The sequence below is a fragment of the Acidobacteriota bacterium genome, assembly GCA_016716715.1.
Lineage (GTDB): Bacteria > Acidobacteriota > Thermoanaerobaculia > UBA5066 > UBA5066 > Fen-183.
Map to the genome: position 1 here is coordinate 186,898 of JADJVE010000004.1, position 17,479 is coordinate 204,376.

At 69.5% G+C, this 17,479-nt stretch carries 14 protein-coding genes; 2 read left to right on the top strand and 12 right to left on the bottom strand.

Going from position 1 to position 17,479, the window contains the following annotated elements; genetic code table 11:
• Window positions 1-9: 9 nt before the first annotated feature.
• Complete coding sequence (locus tag IPL89_08165; GenBank protein ID MBK9063154.1) at window positions 10-2,445, top strand: sodium-translocating pyrophosphatase; 2,436 nt, start codon at window positions 10-12, stop codon at window positions 2,443-2,445.
• A 102-nt stretch (window positions 2,446-2,547) separates the two neighbouring features.
• On the top strand, window positions 2,548-3,960 hold the full coding sequence (locus IPL89_08170; GenBank protein ID MBK9063155.1) for an amino acid permease: 1,413 nt from the start codon (window positions 2,548-2,550) through the stop codon (window positions 3,958-3,960).
• Here the strand turns inward: IPL89_08170 and hemW are convergent.
• The 12 genes from hemW to recN form a co-directional block, all read right to left on the bottom strand.
• Window positions 3,957-5,135 (bottom strand): radical SAM family heme chaperone HemW, encoded by a 1,179-nt coding sequence (gene hemW / locus IPL89_08175; GenBank protein MBK9063156.1) that lies wholly within the window; start codon window positions 5,133-5,135, stop codon window positions 3,957-3,959. The two genes, IPL89_08170 and hemW, sit on opposite strands and share 4 nt — an antisense overlap.
• Window positions 5,132-5,788: a riboflavin synthase gene (locus IPL89_08180; GenBank protein MBK9063157.1), complete on the bottom strand. Its 657-nt coding sequence runs from the start codon at window positions 5,786-5,788 to the stop codon at window positions 5,132-5,134. The genes hemW and IPL89_08180 overlap by 4 nt, the downstream gene beginning before the upstream one ends.
• A gap of 9 nt (window positions 5,789-5,797) precedes the next feature.
• A complete protein-coding gene (gene ribD, locus IPL89_08185) occupies window positions 5,798-6,931 on the bottom strand; it encodes a bifunctional diaminohydroxyphosphoribosylaminopyrimidine deaminase/5-amino-6-(5-phosphoribosylamino)uracil reductase RibD (protein ID MBK9063158.1) in 1,134 nt (377 codons plus the stop codon).
• A complete protein-coding gene (ftsY, locus tag IPL89_08190) occupies window positions 6,924-7,865 on the bottom strand; it encodes a signal recognition particle-docking protein FtsY (protein ID MBK9063159.1) in 942 nt (313 codons plus the stop codon). The genes ribD and ftsY overlap by 8 nt, the downstream gene beginning before the upstream one ends.
• A 29-nt stretch (window positions 7,866-7,894) precedes the next feature.
• The gene (locus IPL89_08195) at window positions 7,895-8,245 is read right to left on the bottom strand and encodes a roadblock/LC7 domain-containing protein (protein MBK9063160.1); all 351 of its coding nucleotides are present in this window, start codon (window positions 8,243-8,245) and stop codon (window positions 7,895-7,897) included.
• Complete coding sequence (locus tag IPL89_08200) at window positions 8,242-9,051, bottom strand: tetratricopeptide repeat protein (GenBank protein ID MBK9063161.1); 810 nt, start codon at window positions 9,049-9,051, stop codon at window positions 8,242-8,244. Before IPL89_08200 ends, IPL89_08195 begins: the two co-directional genes overlap by 4 nt.
• On the bottom strand, window positions 9,048-10,769 hold the full coding sequence (locus tag IPL89_08205; GenBank protein MBK9063162.1) for an HD domain-containing protein: 1,722 nt from the start codon (window positions 10,767-10,769) through the stop codon (window positions 9,048-9,050). The genes IPL89_08200 and IPL89_08205 overlap by 4 nt, the downstream gene beginning before the upstream one ends.
• 6 nt (window positions 10,770-10,775) lie before the next feature.
• Window positions 10,776-11,864, bottom strand: a complete 1,089-nt coding sequence (locus IPL89_08210) for a 3-dehydroquinate synthase (protein ID MBK9063163.1) — start codon at window positions 11,862-11,864, stop codon at window positions 10,776-10,778.
• A gap of 33 nt (window positions 11,865-11,897) precedes the next feature.
• Window positions 11,898-13,661 (bottom strand): aspartate--tRNA ligase, encoded by a 1,764-nt coding sequence (aspS, locus tag IPL89_08215; GenBank protein ID MBK9063164.1) that lies wholly within the window; start codon window positions 13,659-13,661, stop codon window positions 11,898-11,900.
• 10 nt (window positions 13,662-13,671) lie between these two features.
• Window positions 13,672-14,991 carry a histidine--tRNA ligase gene (locus IPL89_08220; protein MBK9063165.1) on the bottom strand — a complete coding sequence of 440 codons (1,320 nt, stop codon included), beginning with the start codon at window positions 14,989-14,991 and terminating at the stop codon, window positions 13,672-13,674.
• Complete coding sequence (locus IPL89_08225; protein MBK9063166.1) at window positions 14,946-15,455, bottom strand: gamma carbonic anhydrase family protein; 510 nt, start codon at window positions 15,453-15,455, stop codon at window positions 14,946-14,948. Before IPL89_08225 ends, IPL89_08220 begins: the two co-directional genes overlap by 46 nt.
• 244 nt (window positions 15,456-15,699) lie before the next feature.
• A complete protein-coding gene (gene recN / locus IPL89_08230; protein ID MBK9063167.1) occupies window positions 15,700-17,478 on the bottom strand; it encodes a DNA repair protein RecN in 1,779 nt (592 codons plus the stop codon).
• Window position 17,479: the final 1 nt, after the last annotated feature.

The following is a 17,479-nucleotide window of genomic DNA, read 5'->3' on the forward strand; positions in this document are numbered from 1 at the left end:
TTTGAACCGATGACCACCTCCACCCGCCTGGTCCGCACGGCACGCGCCGCATGGGGGCGCGCCGCCGCGTTTCTGCTCGCTCTGGGCGTGCTCCTCGCCGACGGCGTCGCGCGCGCCGACGAGTCGGAGCTCCTGCTTCCCGACCTGGGCTCGGTGACCTTCCTCGGGATGAACGGCCGCACGCTCCTCATGGGCGGCATCCTCGTGTGCCTCGCCGGTCTCGTCTTCGGCCTCGTCATGTACGGGAAGCTCAAGAACCTCCCCGTCCACAAGTCGATGCTCGAGGTCTCGGAGCTCATCTACGAGACGTGCAAGACCTACCTCGTCACGCAGGGCAAGTTCATCCTGGTCCTCGAGGTCTTCATCGGGACGATCATCGCCGTCTACTACGGCGTGCTCCGCCACATGGAGCTCTACAAGGTCGTCGTCATCCTCGCCGCCAGCCTCGTCGGCATCGCGGGGAGCTACGGCGTGGCGTGGTTCGGCATCCGGATCAACACGTTCGCGAACTCGCGGACCGCGTTCGCGAGCCTCAGGGGAAAGCCCTTCCCCTGCTACGCGATCCCCCTCGCGGCGGGCATGTCGATCGGCACGATGCTCATCTCGACCGAGCTCATCCTCATGCTCGGGATCCTCCTCTTCATCCCGGGCCATCTCGCGGGCCCCTGCTTCATCGGGTTCGCCATCGGCGAGTCCCTCGGCGCCTCGGCCCTCCGCATCGCGGGCGGCATCTTCACGAAGATCGCCGACATCGGCTCGGACCTCATGAAGATCGTCTTCAAGATCAAGGAAGACGACGCGCGCAACCCCGGCGTCATCGCCGACTGCACGGGCGACAACGCGGGCGACTCCGTCGGGCCGACGGCCGACGGCTTCGAGACGTACGGCGTGACCGGCGTCGCGCTCATCTCCTTCATCCTCCTCGCCGTTCCGGACGCGCCGACGCAGGTCAAGCTCCTCGTCTGGCTCTTCGCGATGCGCATCATGATGATCGTCGCGAGCGTCTGCTCCTACTGGATCAACGACGCGATCGCACGGGCGAAGTACGCGAACGCCGACAAGATGGACTTCGAGGCGCCCCTGACCTCGCTCGTCTGGATCACGTCGATCGTCTCGGTCGTCATCACGTTCGTCGTCTCGTACCTCCTGATCCCGGAGCTGGGCGACGGGACACTCTGGTGGAAGCTCGGCGCGATCATCACGTGCGGCACGCTCGCCGGCGCGATCATCCCGGAGCTCGTCAAGGTGTTCACGTCCACGAAGTCGGGGCACGTGAAGGAGGTCGTCACGGCCTCGCGTGAGGGCGGCGCCTCCCTGAACGTCCTCGCCGGCCTCACGGCCGGAAACTTCTCGGCCTACTGGATGGGCCTCGCGATCGCGGTCCTCATGGGCATCGGCTACGCGATCTCCACGGCCTTCCCGGCGGGGATCATGCTCGCGCCGGCCACGTTCGCCTTCGGCCTGGTCGCGTTCGGCTTCCTCGGCATGGGCCCCGTGACGATCGCGGTCGACTCCTACGGCCCCGTCACGGACAACGCCCAGTCGGTCTACGAACTCTCCGTCATCGAGAACATCCCGAACGTCAAGGCCGAGGTCAAGCGCGACTTCGGCTTCGACCTCAGCTTCGACAAGGCAAAGCACTTCCTCGAGGAGAACGACGGCGCCGGCAACACGTTCAAGGCCACGGCCAAGCCCGTCCTGATCGGCACGGCCGTCGTCGGCGCCACCACGATGATCTTCTCGATCATCATGCTCCTCACCCACGGCCTCAAGAGCGACCTCGACAAGCTCTCGATCCTGCACTCGCCGTTCCTTCTCGGCCTCGTCATGGGAGGCGCGGTCATCTACTGGTTCACGGGCGCGTCCACGCAGGCCGTCTCGACCGGCGCCTACCGCGCCGTCGAGTTCATCAAGAAGAACATCAAGCTCGACGCCTCCGTCGAGAAGGCCTCCGTCGAGGACAGCAAGGCCGTCGTCGCCATCTGCACGAAGTACGCGCAGAAGGGCATGTTCAACATCTTCCTGACGATCTTCTTCTCGACGCTCGCCTTCGCGTGCCTCGAGCCGTTCTTCTTCATCGGCTACCTCATCTCGATCGCGCTCTTCGGCCTCTACCAGGCGATCTTCATGGCGAACGCCGGCGGCGCCTGGGACAACGCGAAGAAGCTCGTCGAGGTCGACCTGAAGGAAAAGGGCACCGAGCTGCACGCGGCGACCGTCGTCGGCGACACGGTCGGCGACCCCTTCAAGGACACGTCGTCCGTGGCCATGAACCCGGTCATCAAGTTCACGACGCTCTTCGGCCTCCTCGCCGTCGAGCTCGCAATCGGCCTTTCGCGCGGCACGAGCGCCACGCTCGCGGCGATCTTCTTCGCGGTCTCGCTCGTTTTCGTCTACCGATCCTTCTACGGGATGCGGATCGAGAGCTCGCCCGTCGCGTCCTGACGCTCCAAAACCTCCGTTCCGTCGAGGGCCGCCTTCGGGCGGCCCTTTTTCCTTCCGGGCTGGTTAGAATCCCCGCCAACCCAAGGAGGGTCGATGGGAACGATGACCAAGTCCGGCACGACGCAGCCGGCCTATCCACGGACGCTTCCCCGCCGGCTCGGGCTCCTGGACGCGACGACGATCGTCGCCGGCTCGATGATCGGCTCGGGCATCTTCATCACGTCCGCGGACATCTCCCGCCAGGTGCGGAGCGGGTCCCTCCTCGTCCTCGTGTGGGTCTTCACCGCCCTCGTCACCGTCGCCGGCGCCTGGAGCTACGGGAAGCTCGCGATGGCGTTCCCGAAGGCGGGCGGCCAGTACGTCTACCTCCGCGAGGCGTGGGGCGACCTCGGGGGGTTCCTGTTCGGCTGGGCCATGCTCCTCGTCATCCAGACGGGCACGATCGCCGCCGTGGCGGTCGCCTTCGCGAAGTACCTCGGCGTCCTGGTCCCGGCCGTCTCGAGCAAGCACGTGTTCTTCAAGGCCCGCTTCCTGAGCGTGACGCCCCTCGAGATCGTCGCGATCGCGCTCATCGTCCTCCTCACCTGGTGGAACACGACGAGCGTCGAGAACGGCGCCCGGCTCCAGAACGTATTCACGGCGGCGAAGGTCCTCTCCCTCGTCGGGCTCCTCGCCGTCTGCTTCACGGCCGGGAGCGGCCTCGCGACCACGAACTGGGCCTTCCCCGCGGCGGCCGACCTCAAGATGCCGCTGATCTGGGCGTTCGCCGTCGCGACGGTGGGCTCCCTCTTCTCCGCCGACGCATGGAACAACGTGACCTTCCTCGGCGAGGAGGTCCGCGACGCCGAGCGCAACGTGCCGCGCGCGCTCATCTACGGCACCGGCCTCGTGACGACGCTCTACGTTCTCGCGAACATCGGCTACCTGAACGCGCTCCCCCTTTCGGGAATCGCCTCGGCTCCCGAGGACCGCGTCGCGACGGCGGCCATCGGCGCCGTCACGGGCAGCGCCGAATCGGGAACCCCGGCGCTCATCATGGCGGTCGTCATCCTCGTGTCGACGTTCGGCTGCCTGAACGGACTCATCCTGTCGGGCTCGCGCGTCCTCTACGCCATGTCGCGCGACGGGCTCTTCCTGAAGTCGCTCGCCAGGGTCGCGCCCAGGACGATGATCCCGGTCAACGCGCTCGGCGCGCAGGCGCTCTGGGCTTCCCTCCTCTGCCTCTCGGGCAAGTACGGCGACCTCCTCGACTACGTCATCGCGACGGTCCTGATCTTCTACATCGCGACGATCGTCGGCCGCTGGAAGCTCGCCCGGGAAATGCCCGCGCTCGCGCCGAAGACGTGGGCCGACAGGGTCGTGCCGGCCCTCTACGTCGCCGCGACGCTCTACGTCACGATTGCCCTCGCGATCTACAAGCCGGCCTACACCGTGCCCGGCCTCGTGATCGTCGCCCTCGGCATCCCGGCGTTCTACTTCTTCAAGTCGCGGCAGACGCCGGCCCCGCAGGCCTAGACGAGGGCCGAGAAGACCTCGTTCGACAGCAGCACGCCTTTTCGCGTCAGGCGGACCCGGGGAGGGGAAGAGGTTTCTTCGAGTAATTCGGCCAAAAAAGCATCTTCGAGCCGCTGAGCCGAAGCGACGGGAAGCGTCCTTCGGATTTCTTTGAAGGTGGAAGAGGGGACGCCGCCCGCGAGGCGCAGGCGCAGCATCAGCCCCTCTTTCACTCTAAGAAAATCCGAATCTTCGGTCTCTTCGGACGTGGCGGTGGGCGATTTCCCCTCCCGGGTTCGCTTCAGATACTCGGCGAGCATTCCTGTATTTGCATAACGCTTTTTCCCGTCGAACGAGTGCGCGGCGACGCCGAAGCCGAGGACCGGGACGAGCGTCCAGTACTTGAGGTTGTGGCGGCTCTCGAAGCCTCTCTTCGCCCAGTTCGACAGCTCGTAGCGCGGGAGGCCGGCCCTCTCGAGCCTCTCGTCCACCTCCAGCCAGCGGTCGGCCATCTCGTCGTCGTCGGCGAAAATCTCAGGCTGCGCCTTCTTCAGCGCCACGAGCCGGGGCGCCTTCTCGATCTCCAGGATGTAGACGGAGAGGTGGGCGACGCCGGCCTCCAGGAGGCCGTCCAGGCTCGCCCGGAGACTTTCCCGGGTCTGTCCCGGGATGCCGATCATGAGGTCCGCGGAGACGTTCCCGAAGGCCGCCACGGCCTCCCGGACGGCCTTCCGGGCGGCCGACGCGTCGTGCCGGCGCTCCAGGGGGACGAGCTCGGCGTCGACGAGGGACTGGACGCCGACGGACAGGCGGTTGACGCCCAGGACCCGCAGCTCGGAGATCTTTCCCGGAGTCAGATCGTCTGGATTCGCCTCGGCCGTGATCTCGACGTCCGAAGAGAGACCGAAGACGTCTTTGAAGGTCCCGAGCAGGCGGCCGAGGCGGCGCGCGTCGACATACGATGGGGTTCCCCCTCCGAAATAGACGGTGTCGAAGCCCGTCAGGCCACCCGCCGCCTCTCCCCCCCTCGCGCGAACTTCCCTCTCCACACCTTCAAAGAAATCTTCTTCTTCTCTCTTTCCTTCCAAAGCTACAAAAGAACAGTACGTACAGCGGTGAGCGCAGAAGGGCACGTGGACGTACGCGCCGGGCGCGGACGTCGCACCCGGTGGGAGCCCGTCCGATTCCTGCGTCACGCGTTTTCGGCCAGGAGCTGCCTGAGGCGCTCGTCGCGCGCGGGGGCGTCCGCGTCGCCGAGCCGAGCCGCGAGCAGGCGCTCGACGTACTTGCCGAGGACGTCGACCTCGAGATTCACGCGGTCGCCCGCCCTGCGGTCGCCGAGCGTCGTCTGGGCGAACGTGTGCGGGATGACGGCGACGTCGAACGAGCCTTCGCCGAGCGCCGCGATCGTGAGCGAGATGCCGTCGACGGCAATGGAGCCTTTCTCGACCGCGTAGCGCGCAAGAGCAGGCGGGAGGCCGAACGTGAACGTCCACGAGTCGCCGGCCGTCACCACCGAGACCACTTCCGAGGTCCCGTCGACGTGCCCCGCGACCACGTGCCCGCCCAGGCGGTCCGTCGGCAGGAGGGCCCTCTCGAGGTTCACCCGCGCGCCCGGCGCGAGGCCGCCGAGCGTCGTGCGGGCCAGGGTCTCGGGTGACACGTCGAACGTGAGCGTCTTCGGGTCGAGCGGCGGGACCACCGTCAGGCACACGCCCGACACCGCGATGCTCTCGCCGAGCGCCGCATCCGCATACCCGGACGGCCGCTCGACGGAGAGGACCGCGCCGCCCGGGGACGTGCGGCGCGCGGTTACTTTCGCCGACGCGGAGACGAGGCCCGTGAACACGCCCCGATCCTACGCCACGGGCCGCCGGCGGGCCGACAGGCGGACGTCGCCGCCGATCCGCACGACCTCCAGGTCCGAAAGCGCGATCGCGTCGAGGATGGTCCAGGCGCCCTCACCGGCGACCGGGACGCGCGCGCCGACGCCGCCGAGGATCTTGGGGGCGATGTAGGCCGTCACGCGGTCCGCGAGACCCGCGGCAAGGAAGGACGCGGCGGTGACGCCGCCGCCCTCGACGAGAAGCGACCGAGCCTCGGCCGCGTAGAGGTCCGCGAGGAGCGCCGGGAGGTCGACGCCTCCGGACGGAGCCGGTTTCGAGACCACGTGGACGCCGCGGTCGCGGAAGGCCGCGAGGCGCGGGTCCCGCTCCGGAACGGCGGTTACGAGCCAGACTTCGCCGCCGGCCGCCGAGAAGACGCGAGCGGACGCCGAGACGCGGAGGGCGCCGTCGAGGACGAGCCTGCGGTGGGGCACGATCGCGGTGGACAGGGCGAGCCGCCGCGTCAGGAGCGGGTCGTCCGCCAGAACGGTGGACGCTCCGACGAGAATGGCGTCGTGCTCCTCCCGCAGGAGGAGCGCGTCGCGCCGGGCCGACTCGCCCGAGATCCACTGCGACTCGCCCGTCCGGGTGCCCGTCTTCCCGTCGAGGGACGCGGCCCACTTGAGGTGGACGAAAGGCCGGCGCTCGCGCGCGGACGTGAGGAACGGCTCGTTGACGCGTTCGGCCTCGGCGGCGAAAGCCCCGACGAGGACCTCGACGCCCTTGTCCCGGAGCCTCCGGACGCCGCGCCCCGAGATCCGCGGATCCGGATCCTCGACGGAGCAGACCACGCGCGCGATCCCCGCGGCGAGGATCGCCTCCGTGCACGGCGCGGTGCGGCCGAAGTGCGAGCAGGGCTCGAGATTCACGAGGAGCGTGGCGCCGCGCGCCTTCTCCCCCGCCATGGCGAGCGCGGTGGCCTCGGCGTGCGCGCCGCCGGCCCGCTCGTGCCAGCCCTCGCCGACCACGGTGCCGCCCGGGTCCACGATGACGCAGCCGACCCGCGGATTCGGGGACACGGAGAACCGCCCGCGGGCGGCGAGCTCGAGGACGCGCCTCCAGAGGAAGTCGAGACCGGTCGGGGAGGTCGGCGCCGAGTCAGTCATCGACGAGCGCGGACGCGAACGCGTCGGGATCGAAATCGAGGAGGTCGTCGGCCGTCTCGCCGACGCCGACGTACTTCACGGGCAGGCCGAGCTCCCGGACGATCGCGAGGATGACGCCGCCTTTGGCCGTCCCGTCCATCTTCGTGAGGACGAGGCCCGTCACGCCGGCCGACTTCGTGAACTCGCGGGCCTGGGAGATGCCGTTCATGCCCGTCACGGCGTCGAGGACGAGGAGGACCTCGTGGGGCGCACCGGGGACGAGGCGCGCCGCGACGCGCCGCATCTTCGAGAGCTCCTCCATGAGGTTGTGCTTCGTGTGGAGGCGCCCCGCCGTGTCGACGAAGAGGACGTCGGCCTTCTTGGCCACGGCCGCGGCGCACGCATCGTGGACGACGGCGGCCGGATCGGCGCCGGACTTGAGCTTCACGAGCGGGATGCCGATACGGTCGGCCCAGATCTGGAGCTGCTCGAGGGCGGCGGCGCGGAACGTGTCGGCGGCCGCGAGGATCACGGACTTCCCGTCCGCGACGGCGCGCGCGGCGAGCTTCGCCGCCGTCGTGGTCTTGCCGGTTCCGTTCACGCCGACCATGAAGACGACGTGCGGACTCCCGGCCGCGACCTCGGGCCCTGCGACGGTGAGGCGCCGCGCGATTTCGGCCTTGAGGACGCGGCGCACGACGTCGGCTTCGCCCGCGTCGCGGCGCCCGGCTTCCTCCCGGACGGCGGCGACCAGCTCGGCGGCCGTCGCCGGCCCGACGTCGGCCGACAGGAGAGCGTCCTCGAGGGCTTCCAGCGCCCGCGGGTCGGGCTCGAACTTCGCCTTGATCGCCCCGCCCACCTTCGCGATGAGCTCGGTGTGCGTCATGAACAGCCCGCGCTTCAGGCGGGCGAACACGGAGGGAGAGGGCTTTCCGGGGGTCTCGTCAGAGGCCATGGGCCCGCGAGACTAGCAGGCCGGAGGCGTCAGGAGACTTCGGAGGCGAGGCGCTCGCGGGCCGCGTCCATGCCGGCCTTCACGACCGACGGGCGGCCGTCCGGCGAGAGGACGACGAGCAGGAAAAAGCCGGCCTTCACGGGCGCGCTGAGGACTTTTCTTCCGTCGAATTCCAGCGCGAGCCCCGAGACCGGCCCGAGGCCCGCCCGGTCCGCGGCCCTTCCGAGCTCGGCCAGCCAGACCGATTGGTAAGCGCCCAGGACCTCGGTCGCGGCCTGGTCGCCCGCCCGCGCGATGACTTCGCCCTGAGGATCGAGAAACGCGGCGCCGAGGGCGCCCGGCGACTCGAGGATGCTCGACAGGATCGTTTCGAAACTCACGACTTCCCCTCCGACGGCCGGGGCTCGTTGTCGAGCCAGCGTTTCGCCTTACGGCCTTCATCGCTCTCGGGCGAAGCCTCCACCGCCCGCTGCATGAACTTGCGGGCGAGGTCCCGCCGGTCGCTCGCGAGCAGGCAGATCGCCGCCTGGTAGTTCGCCACGGGGTCCTTCGGCTCGTCCTTCAGGACGACGAGGAAGTCCTCGAGCGCGTTCGACGTCTGCTCGAGCTTCATCCGAGCGAGCCCGCGCGCGCGGTAGGCCCGGGTGTTGTCCGGCGAGTCCGCGATCGCGAGGGAATACTCGCGCTCGGCGTCGCGGTGCCGCCCCCGCTTGTCCTGGAGCAGGCCGAGGTTGTAGTGGGCGTTCACCTTCTCGGGAGTCGGGGGCCCGTCGAGGACGGCCTGGAAGTCGGTCTCCGCGTCGTCCCACTTGCCGGCCTGGAAGTACGCGACGCCGCGGTTGTTCCGGGCCTCCACGAAGGTGTCGTCGAGCGAGAGCGCATCCGAAAAGGACCGCAGGGCACCCGGATAGTCCTTCTTGTAGAGGAGCGCGAGGCCCATGGCATTCGGCACGTGCGGGTCCCGCGGCGCGCTCTGCCTCGCCCGCTGCAACAGCGCGATCGCCTCGTCCGCGCGCCCCTCGCGCAGCATCGTCAGGGCGCTGCGGTAGTCCACGAGGTCCGCGAGGACGGGATTCTCCTTGGGGGGCGCGGCCAGCTGCGGGGCGCAGCCGGAAGCCGCAAGGCTGGCGAGCAGGAGGACGGCCCCGGCCGAGGCCGCCCGACGGGCCGGAGGGCCGCCCGTCACGCGGACGCCTTCAGCGGGACTTCCTCGCCGAGGAACTCGAAGTCGCCCGAAGACCAGGCCTTGTCGAGGGCGGCGATCACGGCCGGGTCGAACGACTTTCCCGCGAAGGACTTGATCTGGCGAATGACGTAGTCGAGCGGCATGGCCTTCTGGTAGGGCCGCGTCGTCGTCATGGCGTCGAACGTGTCGGCGACCGCGACGACCCGGGCGACGAGCGGGATCCCCTCCCCCTTGAGGCCGTCCGGATATCCGCCGCCCGACCACTTCTCGTGGTGGTGCTTGATGCCCGGGATGACCTCCTTGAGCTGCGGGATCTGACCCATGATGAGCGCGCCCTTGATCGGGTGCGTCTTCATCACCTCGAACTCCTCGTTCGTGAGCGCCGTGGGCTTCCGGAGGATGCGGTCGTCGATCCCGATCTTGCCGACGTCGTGGAGGAGAGCCGAGATCCTCACGATCCGGACCTCCTCGGCCGAGAGACCCATGTTCTTCGCGAGGACGACGGCGTAGCGCGCGACGCGCTCGGAGTGACCCCGCGTGTACGGATCCTTCGCGTCGATCGCGGCCGCGAGCGTCCGGACCGAGTTCATGAACAGTTCCTGGTTCTCCTTCGCGGCGAGCTTGAGCTTCTCGATGGACTTCTCGAGGGAGTCCGACATCGAGTTGAACGTCTCCGAGAGCTCCGCGAGCTCGCGGACGCCGCGCACGGACACGCGCTGGCGGAAGTCGCCACCCGCGATCGACCGGACTTTTTCGACGAGCTCCTCGAGCGGGTGCGCGAGCATCCGGGCCGCGAAGAGCGCGACGAGCGCGGCGAACGCGAGAGAGAAGACGGCGAGAAGGAGCGACGCCTTCTGCGTCTGCGCGACGGACGCGTAGGCCTGCGCCTCGTCCTTTTCGACGACGACGCCCCAGTCGGGCGTCGACATGGCGGCGAGCGTTCCGAGAACGCGGCGGCCCCCGCGGGTGTAGGACTTCGTCATCCGGACCGGGTGCGCGATGAACTCGCTCACGAGGTCCATCTGGTGGATGTCCCGCGAGGGGAAAGCGGCCGGGTCGCTCGCGAGGATGAGAGTGCCCGAGCGGTCCACGACGTAGGCGAGGACGCCCGTGGACCTCCCCTCCTCCTCGAGCTTCGCCCGCAGCGGCGCGAGGGAAAGCAGCGCCTCGACGGCCCCGATCGGCTCCTGTCCGTCGGCCGGGCGGACCGGCACCGCGAGGACGATGCCGCCCTCGGGAAGCACGCCCGTGAACAGAGGCTCGCCGACGTACGTTTCGCCCCGGACCGCGGCGGCATAGGCCTGGCGGAGGGCGCGCTGGATGTCGAGGTCGAGAGAGCGGGACTCGGCGACTGCGCCGACGCCGTCACGGTCGAGGGCCCTGAGGACGAGGAAGCTCGCGTCCGCGTCCGCGTACTCGCGCAGAAGCTCCTTCTTCGACAGGTAGTAGAAGGGGTCCGGCGACATCGAGCTCGCGAGCCGCAGGCCGTCGGCGATCTTGCGCAGCTGCGCCTGGGCGTTCGTTATGGCCGTCTCGAACTTCTCCGCGAGGCCCACGGAGCTGTTCTTCAGGTACTTCTTTTCCGCCGTTTCGAGCGCGTCACGGTTGATCCGCGTCACGTTCAGCGTCAGAAGGACGAGCGGGACGATGGACACCACGACGAGCGCGGCGAGCAAAGCCGTCACGATCCGCAGCCGCGGAACCCGCGATACACCCATCCAGAATCAATTGTACCGCGCCAGGGCCTCCTCGAGAGCGGCGGCCACGTCGGCCCGGGCGGCCCTTACGAGGCGGACGGAGCCCGGCCGCTCGAGCAGGACGACGACGAGCCCGCGCCGGTCGGCCTTCTTGTCCGCGCCCAGCAGCCGCGGCGCCGCGCGCACCTCTGCGGGACGCGGACGGGGCGGCCGCGCGAGGGCGAGGACGCGCGCCGCGAGGGCGTCCGCGGCGGCGGGCGCGAGGCCCGCGCGCGCGACGGAGAGGCGAAGCGCCGCGAGGAGGCCCCACGCCACGGCCTCGCCGTGCTGGAGGCGGTGGCCCGACGCCGTTTCCAGCGCATGGCCGGCCGTGTGCCCGAGGTTCAGCGCCGCGCGGACGCCGGTCGTCTCGAAGGGGTCCGCGGCAACGACGGCCGCCTTCACGCGCAGGCTCCGGAACACGGCTTCCGCGACGGCGGCGCTCTGGCGCGCCGCCAGCGGAGCCTCGAGCCGCGCCATCGCGCGGTGGAAGCGCGCGTCGAGGAAGGACGTCTTCACGACCTCGGCGAGGCCGGAGCGGAACGCCCGCTCGGGCAGCGTCTCGAGGACGGCGGTGTCGGCGAGGACGAGGCGCGGCGCGTGGAACGCGCCGGCGAGGTTCTTGCCCTGCGGCAGGTCGACGGCCGTCTTGCCGCCGAGCGCGCTGTCGCAGGCCGCGAGTAGCGTCGTCGGCGCCTGAACGACGGGCACGCCCCGCAGCGCGAGTGCGGCGGCGAGGCCGCCGACGTCCCCCACCGTTCCGCCGCCGAGACAAACGACTCCCCCGTCGCGGCGCAGGCCACGGCGGACGAGCTGTTCGATGAGGCGGCCGAGGACGGCCCAGGTCTTGGCCTTCTCTCCATCGGGGACGAAGAGAGGATCTTTGCTTAGGACCCTCTCAACGCCTCCAGCAAAGAGCGAAGGGCCATGGAGTTGGAAGATCTTCTTAGAGGTAATGAGAAACCAGCGGCCCGGCGCGATGGCAGGCAGGCGCGCGCCGAGCGAGGCGAGCGTGCCCGGCCCGACGACGACGTCGGTTCGAGCCCCGGCCGCGACGAAAGAGAATTTCCTCTTCACCTTCTAAGAAATCTTCTCTCTTCTCTTCTTCTCTTAGCCAGGCGTCCTCGGCGGCTTCGCGAGCGCGATGTGGAGCTCGGCGAGCTGCTCGGGCGCGACGGGATTCGGGCAGTCCGTCATGAGGTCGGTGCCGGAGGCCGTCTTCGGGAACGCGATCACGTCGCGAATGGACGTCGAGCCCGTGAGGATCATGAGCAGCCGGTCGAGGCCGAGCGCGATGCCGCCGTGCGGCGGCGCGCCGAAGCGGAACGCGTCGAGCAGGAACCCGAACTTCGCGCGCGCCTCCTCCGGCCCGATGCCGAGCCTCGCGAAGATGCGCGACTGGACCTCGGAGCGGTGGATCCGGATGGACCCGCCCCCGAGTTCCATGCCGTTCAGGACGACGTCGTAGGCGCGCGCCTTCACGCGCCTCGGCTCGCTCTCGAGGAACGGCAGGTCCTCCTCGCGCGGCGCGGTGAACGGGTGGTGCGTCGCGTACCAGCGCGCGTCCTCCTCGTGCCACTCGAGCAGCGGGAAGTCCGTCACCCACAGGAAGTCGTAGCGGCCCTCGGGGATCAGCTTCTCCTCGCGGGCAATCTGGAGGCGGAGCGTGCCGAGGAAGTCGAATACCGACTTCGATTTCCCGGCGGCAAGAAAGACGAGGTCGCTTTCGCCCGCACCGAACGAGGCGCGCATGCGCTCGATCGCAGCGTCGTCGAAGAACTTCTTAGAGTTGGAATTCCAGCTGCCGGGACCGGCCGTCTTCACCCAGAAGAACCACTCGACCCCCGCCGCCCGCGCCCCCTTCTCGATGTCATCGAGGCGCTTGCGGGAAAACGAGCTTCCCCCGGGCACGCACAGGCCCTTGACTCTTTCAACCTTCGAAGAAATCTTCTCTTCAAATCCCGGGAAATTTCCGAGCTCCAGCCCGAACCGCGTGTCCGGACGGTCGATCCCGAAGCGCTCCATGGCCTCGTCGTACGTCATGCGCCGGAACGGCGCCTCGCACGCGACTCCCCACTTCGGGAAGACGCGCGTGAAGACCTTCTCGATGAGGCCGTAGACGTCCTCTTCGGTCGGGAAGGACATCTCGACGTCGACCTGCGTGAACTCGAGCTGCCGGTCGGCGCGCAGGTCCTCGTCTCGGAAGCAGCGCGCGATCTGGTAGTAGCGCTCCATACCCGACACCATGAGGAGCTGCTTGAAGAGCTGCGGCGACTGCGGCAGCGCGTAGAACTCGCCCTCGTGGATGCGCGACGGGACGAGGAAGTCGCGCGCGCCCTCCGGCGTCGACTTCGTGAGGATGGGCGTCTCGACGTCGAGGAAGCCCTCCTCGTGGAGAACCTCGCGGATCGCCATCGTGACGGCGCTCCGGGCGACGAAGCGCTGCGTCATCTCCGGACGGCGCAGGTCGAGGTACCGGTACTTCAGGCGCAGGTCCTCGGCGGCCTTGATCCCGTCCTCGATCGGGAACGGCGGCGTGTCCGCGCGGTTCAGGATCACGAGGGCGGTCGCGCGCACCTCGATCCCTCCGGTCGGGAGGTCCGCGTTCACGGCGTCGGCGCCCCGGGCCATGACGGCCCCCGTGACGTCGACGACGAACTCGCTCCGGAGCTCCTTGGCGAGGGCGAGGACGGCGGCGTCGGGCAGGAACTCGGCGTCGAAGACGACCTGCGCGAGGCCGGAGCGGTCGCGGAGGTCGATGAAGACGAGCTCGCCGTGGTCGCGGCGGCGGTTGACCCAGCCCTGAAGACGCACGATTTGTCCGACGTGCGAAGGACGGAGAGTTCCGGCGGGCGTGCGAGAGAGAGCGGACATGGCCGGGATCTTACAGACGGGCCCGCAGCGTCTCCACGACCGAGCCGCGCGGCAGCTCTTCCTGAGAACGCGTCGCGAGGATCTTGAGGAGGACGGTGCCGGCGGCGCGTTCCTTTTCTCCGAGGAGCAGAGCGAATGCCGCGCCCGTGCGCTCGGCGACCTTGAGACCGGGGCCGGGCCCCTTGGCGGCCGTCACGAGGTCCACGGCGATCCCCGCGCGCCGCAGCTCGCCCGCGAGGGCGAGGGCGTCCGCGAGATCGCCCTTGTCGAGCGGGACGAGCGTCACCCCGCGCACGGCGGCGACGGCCGCCTTCCGGAATTCCTCGGGCAGCACGTCCACGAGCCGGTCCTCGCCGATCGCGAAGCCGATTCCCGGCGTCTTCGGCCCGCCGAGGTCGGAGACGAGCTTGTCGTACCGCCCGCCGCCGAGGAGCGCGTTCTGCGCGCCGAGGCCGGCGGCGGTGACCTCGAAGACGGTGCGGGTGTAGTAGTCAAGACCCCGGACGAGGAGGGGATTTTCTTCGAAAGGTATATGGGCGGCGCGCAGGTGCGCGACGAGCTCGCGGTGGTGCGCATCCGAGGCCGGATCGAGCGTTGCAAGGAGGTCGGTCATCCGCGGGAACTGGGACGAAGAGATGAGCTTCTGAACGGCCGGGTCCTTCGAATCGAGGACCCTCAGCGGGTTCTCGGCGAGGCGCCGCCGGTCGTCTTCGCCGAGCGCCTGCACATTCTCATTCGAAGAAAAAAACGTCCGAATGGCCTCGACGTACGCTGGCCGCGTGGCGTCGGTCCCGACCGAATTGAGCGAAACCGAGAGGCCGGTGAACCCGAGCCGCCCGAGGAAGTCGAAGAGCATCACGAGGACTTCGGCGTCCGTCGCCGCGTCCGCGGGCCCGAGAACCTCCGCGCCGATCTGCCGGAACTCGCGGTAGCGGCCCTTCTGCGGGCGCTCGTACCGGAACTGCGGCCCGATGTAAAAGAGCTTCCAGGGGCGCCCGGCCTGTGCGAGCGAGTGCTCGACGTACGCGCGGGCGACGCCCGCCGTGTTCTCCGGCCTCATGGTCACGGAGCGGTCGCCGCGGTCCGTGAACGTGTACATCTCCTTGTGGACGATGTCCGTCCCTTCCCCGACGCTGCGCACGAAGAGCTCCGTCGACTCGAGGACCGGCGTGCGGATCTCGTCGTAGCCGTAGAGCCCGAAGACCTCGCGGGCGACGGCCTCGACGCGGTTCCAGACACGGGTCTCGGGCGGGAGGATGTCCCGCGTTCCCTTCACGCTCCCGATCACGGCTTGAGGTACTCCGCCTTGTAGACGAGGTAGTTCTTCCAGTACGTCTCGAGTCCCGCGACCTCTTCGGCCGTGAGGTCCCGCTTCTTCTTCGCGGGGCTGCCGGCCCAGAGCGTCGCGGGCGGGATCACCGTGCGCGGGAGGACCACGGCTCCGGCCGCGACGAGGGCGCTCCGCCCGACGTCGGCGTCGTCGAGGACCGTCGCGTTCATCCCGATCAGGGCGCCGCGCCGGATCGTGCACGCGTGAACGACCGCGTTGTGCCCGAGCGTGACCTCTTCCTCGATCACGAGGGGGCCCGTGTCGCGCGTGACGTGGAGCGTGCAGTTGTCCTGCACGTTCGCCCGCGGGCCGATGCGGATGTGGCAGCAGTCGCCGCGCACGACCGCGGAGTACCAGATCGAAACGTCGTCCCCGAGAAACACGTCTCCGATGACGGCGGCGGTCTCCGCGATGAAGACCCGCTCGCCGAGTTTCGGGGTGTGGCCGAGATAGCTACGCAGCAGCATTTCGCCGGTCACCATACCAAACGGAGGGCGGGGAAACGCGCGCTGCACAGACCTCTGTGCGAGGCGGATAAAACCGTGTGAAGCTGCGGGGTTGAGGCCTTTTTCGCGCCTCAATGCACAGGCTTTTGCACAGAATCGGTCTAATACTCCAAGCCGCTTTTCTACAGATACTTACGCTGCCCGGATCGCGAATATGGGCCGAGTTGTCGACCGGCCGTTTTCGGGCAGCTGTGCGCAGCCCTCAGCGGGTCTTCGAGACGCCGCGGGGGGCCCCGTCCAGGAGCTGCCGGGCCTGGGCGCGGGCCGGCTCGCCGACCGAGGCGCCGGCCAGCAGGGCCGCGACGGCCTCGACCCTTCCCTTCGCGTCCAGGGCGGTCACCCGCGTCCGCGTGCGGCCCGCCGCGGCCACCTTCTCGACGGCGAGGTGGTGCGTGCCGGAGGCGGCGACCTGAGGCAGATGCGTCACGACGAGAATCTGCTCCCGGCCCGCCAGGGCGCGCAGTTTCCGGCCGACGGCCTCCGCGGTGGCGCCCGAGACGCCGGCGTCCACCTCGTCGAAGACGAACGTCCGGACCGGCCCTCCCCGGCGGGCGCCGCCGCCGGCACGGGCTCCGGACTCTTCCTCGGCGAGCGCGGCCGCGAGGGCGAGCTGGACGCGGGAGAGCTCGCCGCCGGACGCGATCTTCGGCAGCGGCCGAGGCGGCTCGCCGGGATTCGGAGCGAAGGCGAACGACACCGTATCCACGCCGTGGGGGCCGAAGGCGACGCTCTCGCCGCCGGCCGTGAAGGCGCTCGCCGGATCGGGCTTCCGTGCGACCTCGACGGCGAACGAGGCCCGGCGCAGCGCGAGGTCCGTGAGATGGGCCTCCACCGCCTTCCCGAGTCGGGGCGCGGCGGCGGCCCGCCCCTGGGAAAGCTCGAGCGCCGCCTTCCGGAAGGCCGCGAACGCTTTCTGGACGGCCGCTTCGGCTTTCTTCACCGCGCCTTCCAGGTCGGCCAGCTCCTCGCGCTCCTTTCCGAGGGCCGCGCGGCGCTCGATCACCTCGGCCAGCGTCGCGCCGTACTTGCGCTTGAGCTTCGCGAGGGCGTCGAGACGCTCGGCAATGAACGCAAGGCGCGCGGGATCCGCTTCCAGCTGCGCGAGATCGCGGGAAGTCTCGAACCCGACCTCCCGAAGCCTCTCGATCGCCTCCGCGAGCATCGTGGCTCGTGCGGCGTACGAAGGGGAGATTTCTTCGAGTGAAAGAAGGGCAGCGCGCGCCGCGCCGGCCGCGCGAAGGGCGCCCGACTCGTCGTCCTCCAGCGCCGCGACGGCCTGCGCGAGCAGCTGGCCCGTCTTCTCGACGCTCCCCAATCTCTTCCTTTCAGAAGAAATCTCCTCGTCTTCTCCCTCTTTCGGGTCAACCTTGTCGATCTCCGCGATCTGGAACTCGAGGAGCTCGAGGCGCTGGACGCGGTCCTTGCCCGCCTCGGCGAGCCGCGCGAGGTCGCGCTGGCGGGCCACGAGCTCGCGGTGGAGGGCCGCAACGCCTGCGGCCGTCTCCTCGAGCGCCGCAAAGCGGTCGAGGAGCTCGCGCGGAGCGGCGGGGTCGAGCAGCTCACGCGCCTCGGCCTGGCCGTAGAGGACGAGGAGGCGCGCCGCGGCCTCCTGAAGCAACTTGAGGGGCGCGGGGGACCCGTTCACGAGGAGGCGGCCCTTGGCGGCCCCGCCGGCTGCCGCAACCTCCCGGCGCACGACGACCTCGAACGACCCCTTCCCGTCTTCAACGAGCCCGGCCTCGGCGAGGGTCGCGCGGACCTCCGCGTCGTCGCAGTCGAAAACCGCTTCCACGACGAGGCGCTCGGCCCCCGCGCGCACGAGCGCCGGGTCGGCCCTGCCGCCCGCGAGGAGGAGCAGCGCGTCCACGACGAGGGACTTGCCGGCGCCAGTCTCCCCCGTCAGGACCGTCAGCCCCTCGCCGAACGCGACCTCGACGTCCTCGAGGACGGCGAGGTCGCGGACGCGGAGGGACGTCAGCACG

What these genes read in the sequence shown, in the direction of transcription:
- ftsY (MBK9063159.1), bottom strand. Translation starts at nt 7,865, where the DNA reads ATGGCCTCTGACGAGACCCCCGGAAAGCCCTCTCCCTCCGTGTTCGCC.
- ribD (MBK9063158.1), bottom strand. Translation starts at nt 6,931, where the DNA reads ATGACTGACTCGGCGCCGACCTCCCCGACCGGTCTCGACTTCCTCTGG.
- IPL89_08170 (MBK9063155.1), top strand. Translation starts at nt 2,548, where the DNA reads ATGACCAAGTCCGGCACGACGCAGCCGGCCTATCCACGGACGCTTCCC.
- IPL89_08165 (MBK9063154.1), top strand. Translation starts at nt 10, where the DNA reads ATGACCACCTCCACCCGCCTGGTCCGCACGGCACGCGCCGCATGGGGG.
- aspS (MBK9063164.1), bottom strand. Translation starts at nt 13,661, where the DNA reads ATGTCCGCTCTCTCTCGCACGCCCGCCGGAACTCTCCGTCCTTCGCAC.
- IPL89_08205 (MBK9063162.1), bottom strand. Translation starts at nt 10,769, where the DNA reads ATGGGTGTATCGCGGGTTCCGCGGCTGCGGATCGTGACGGCTTTGCTC.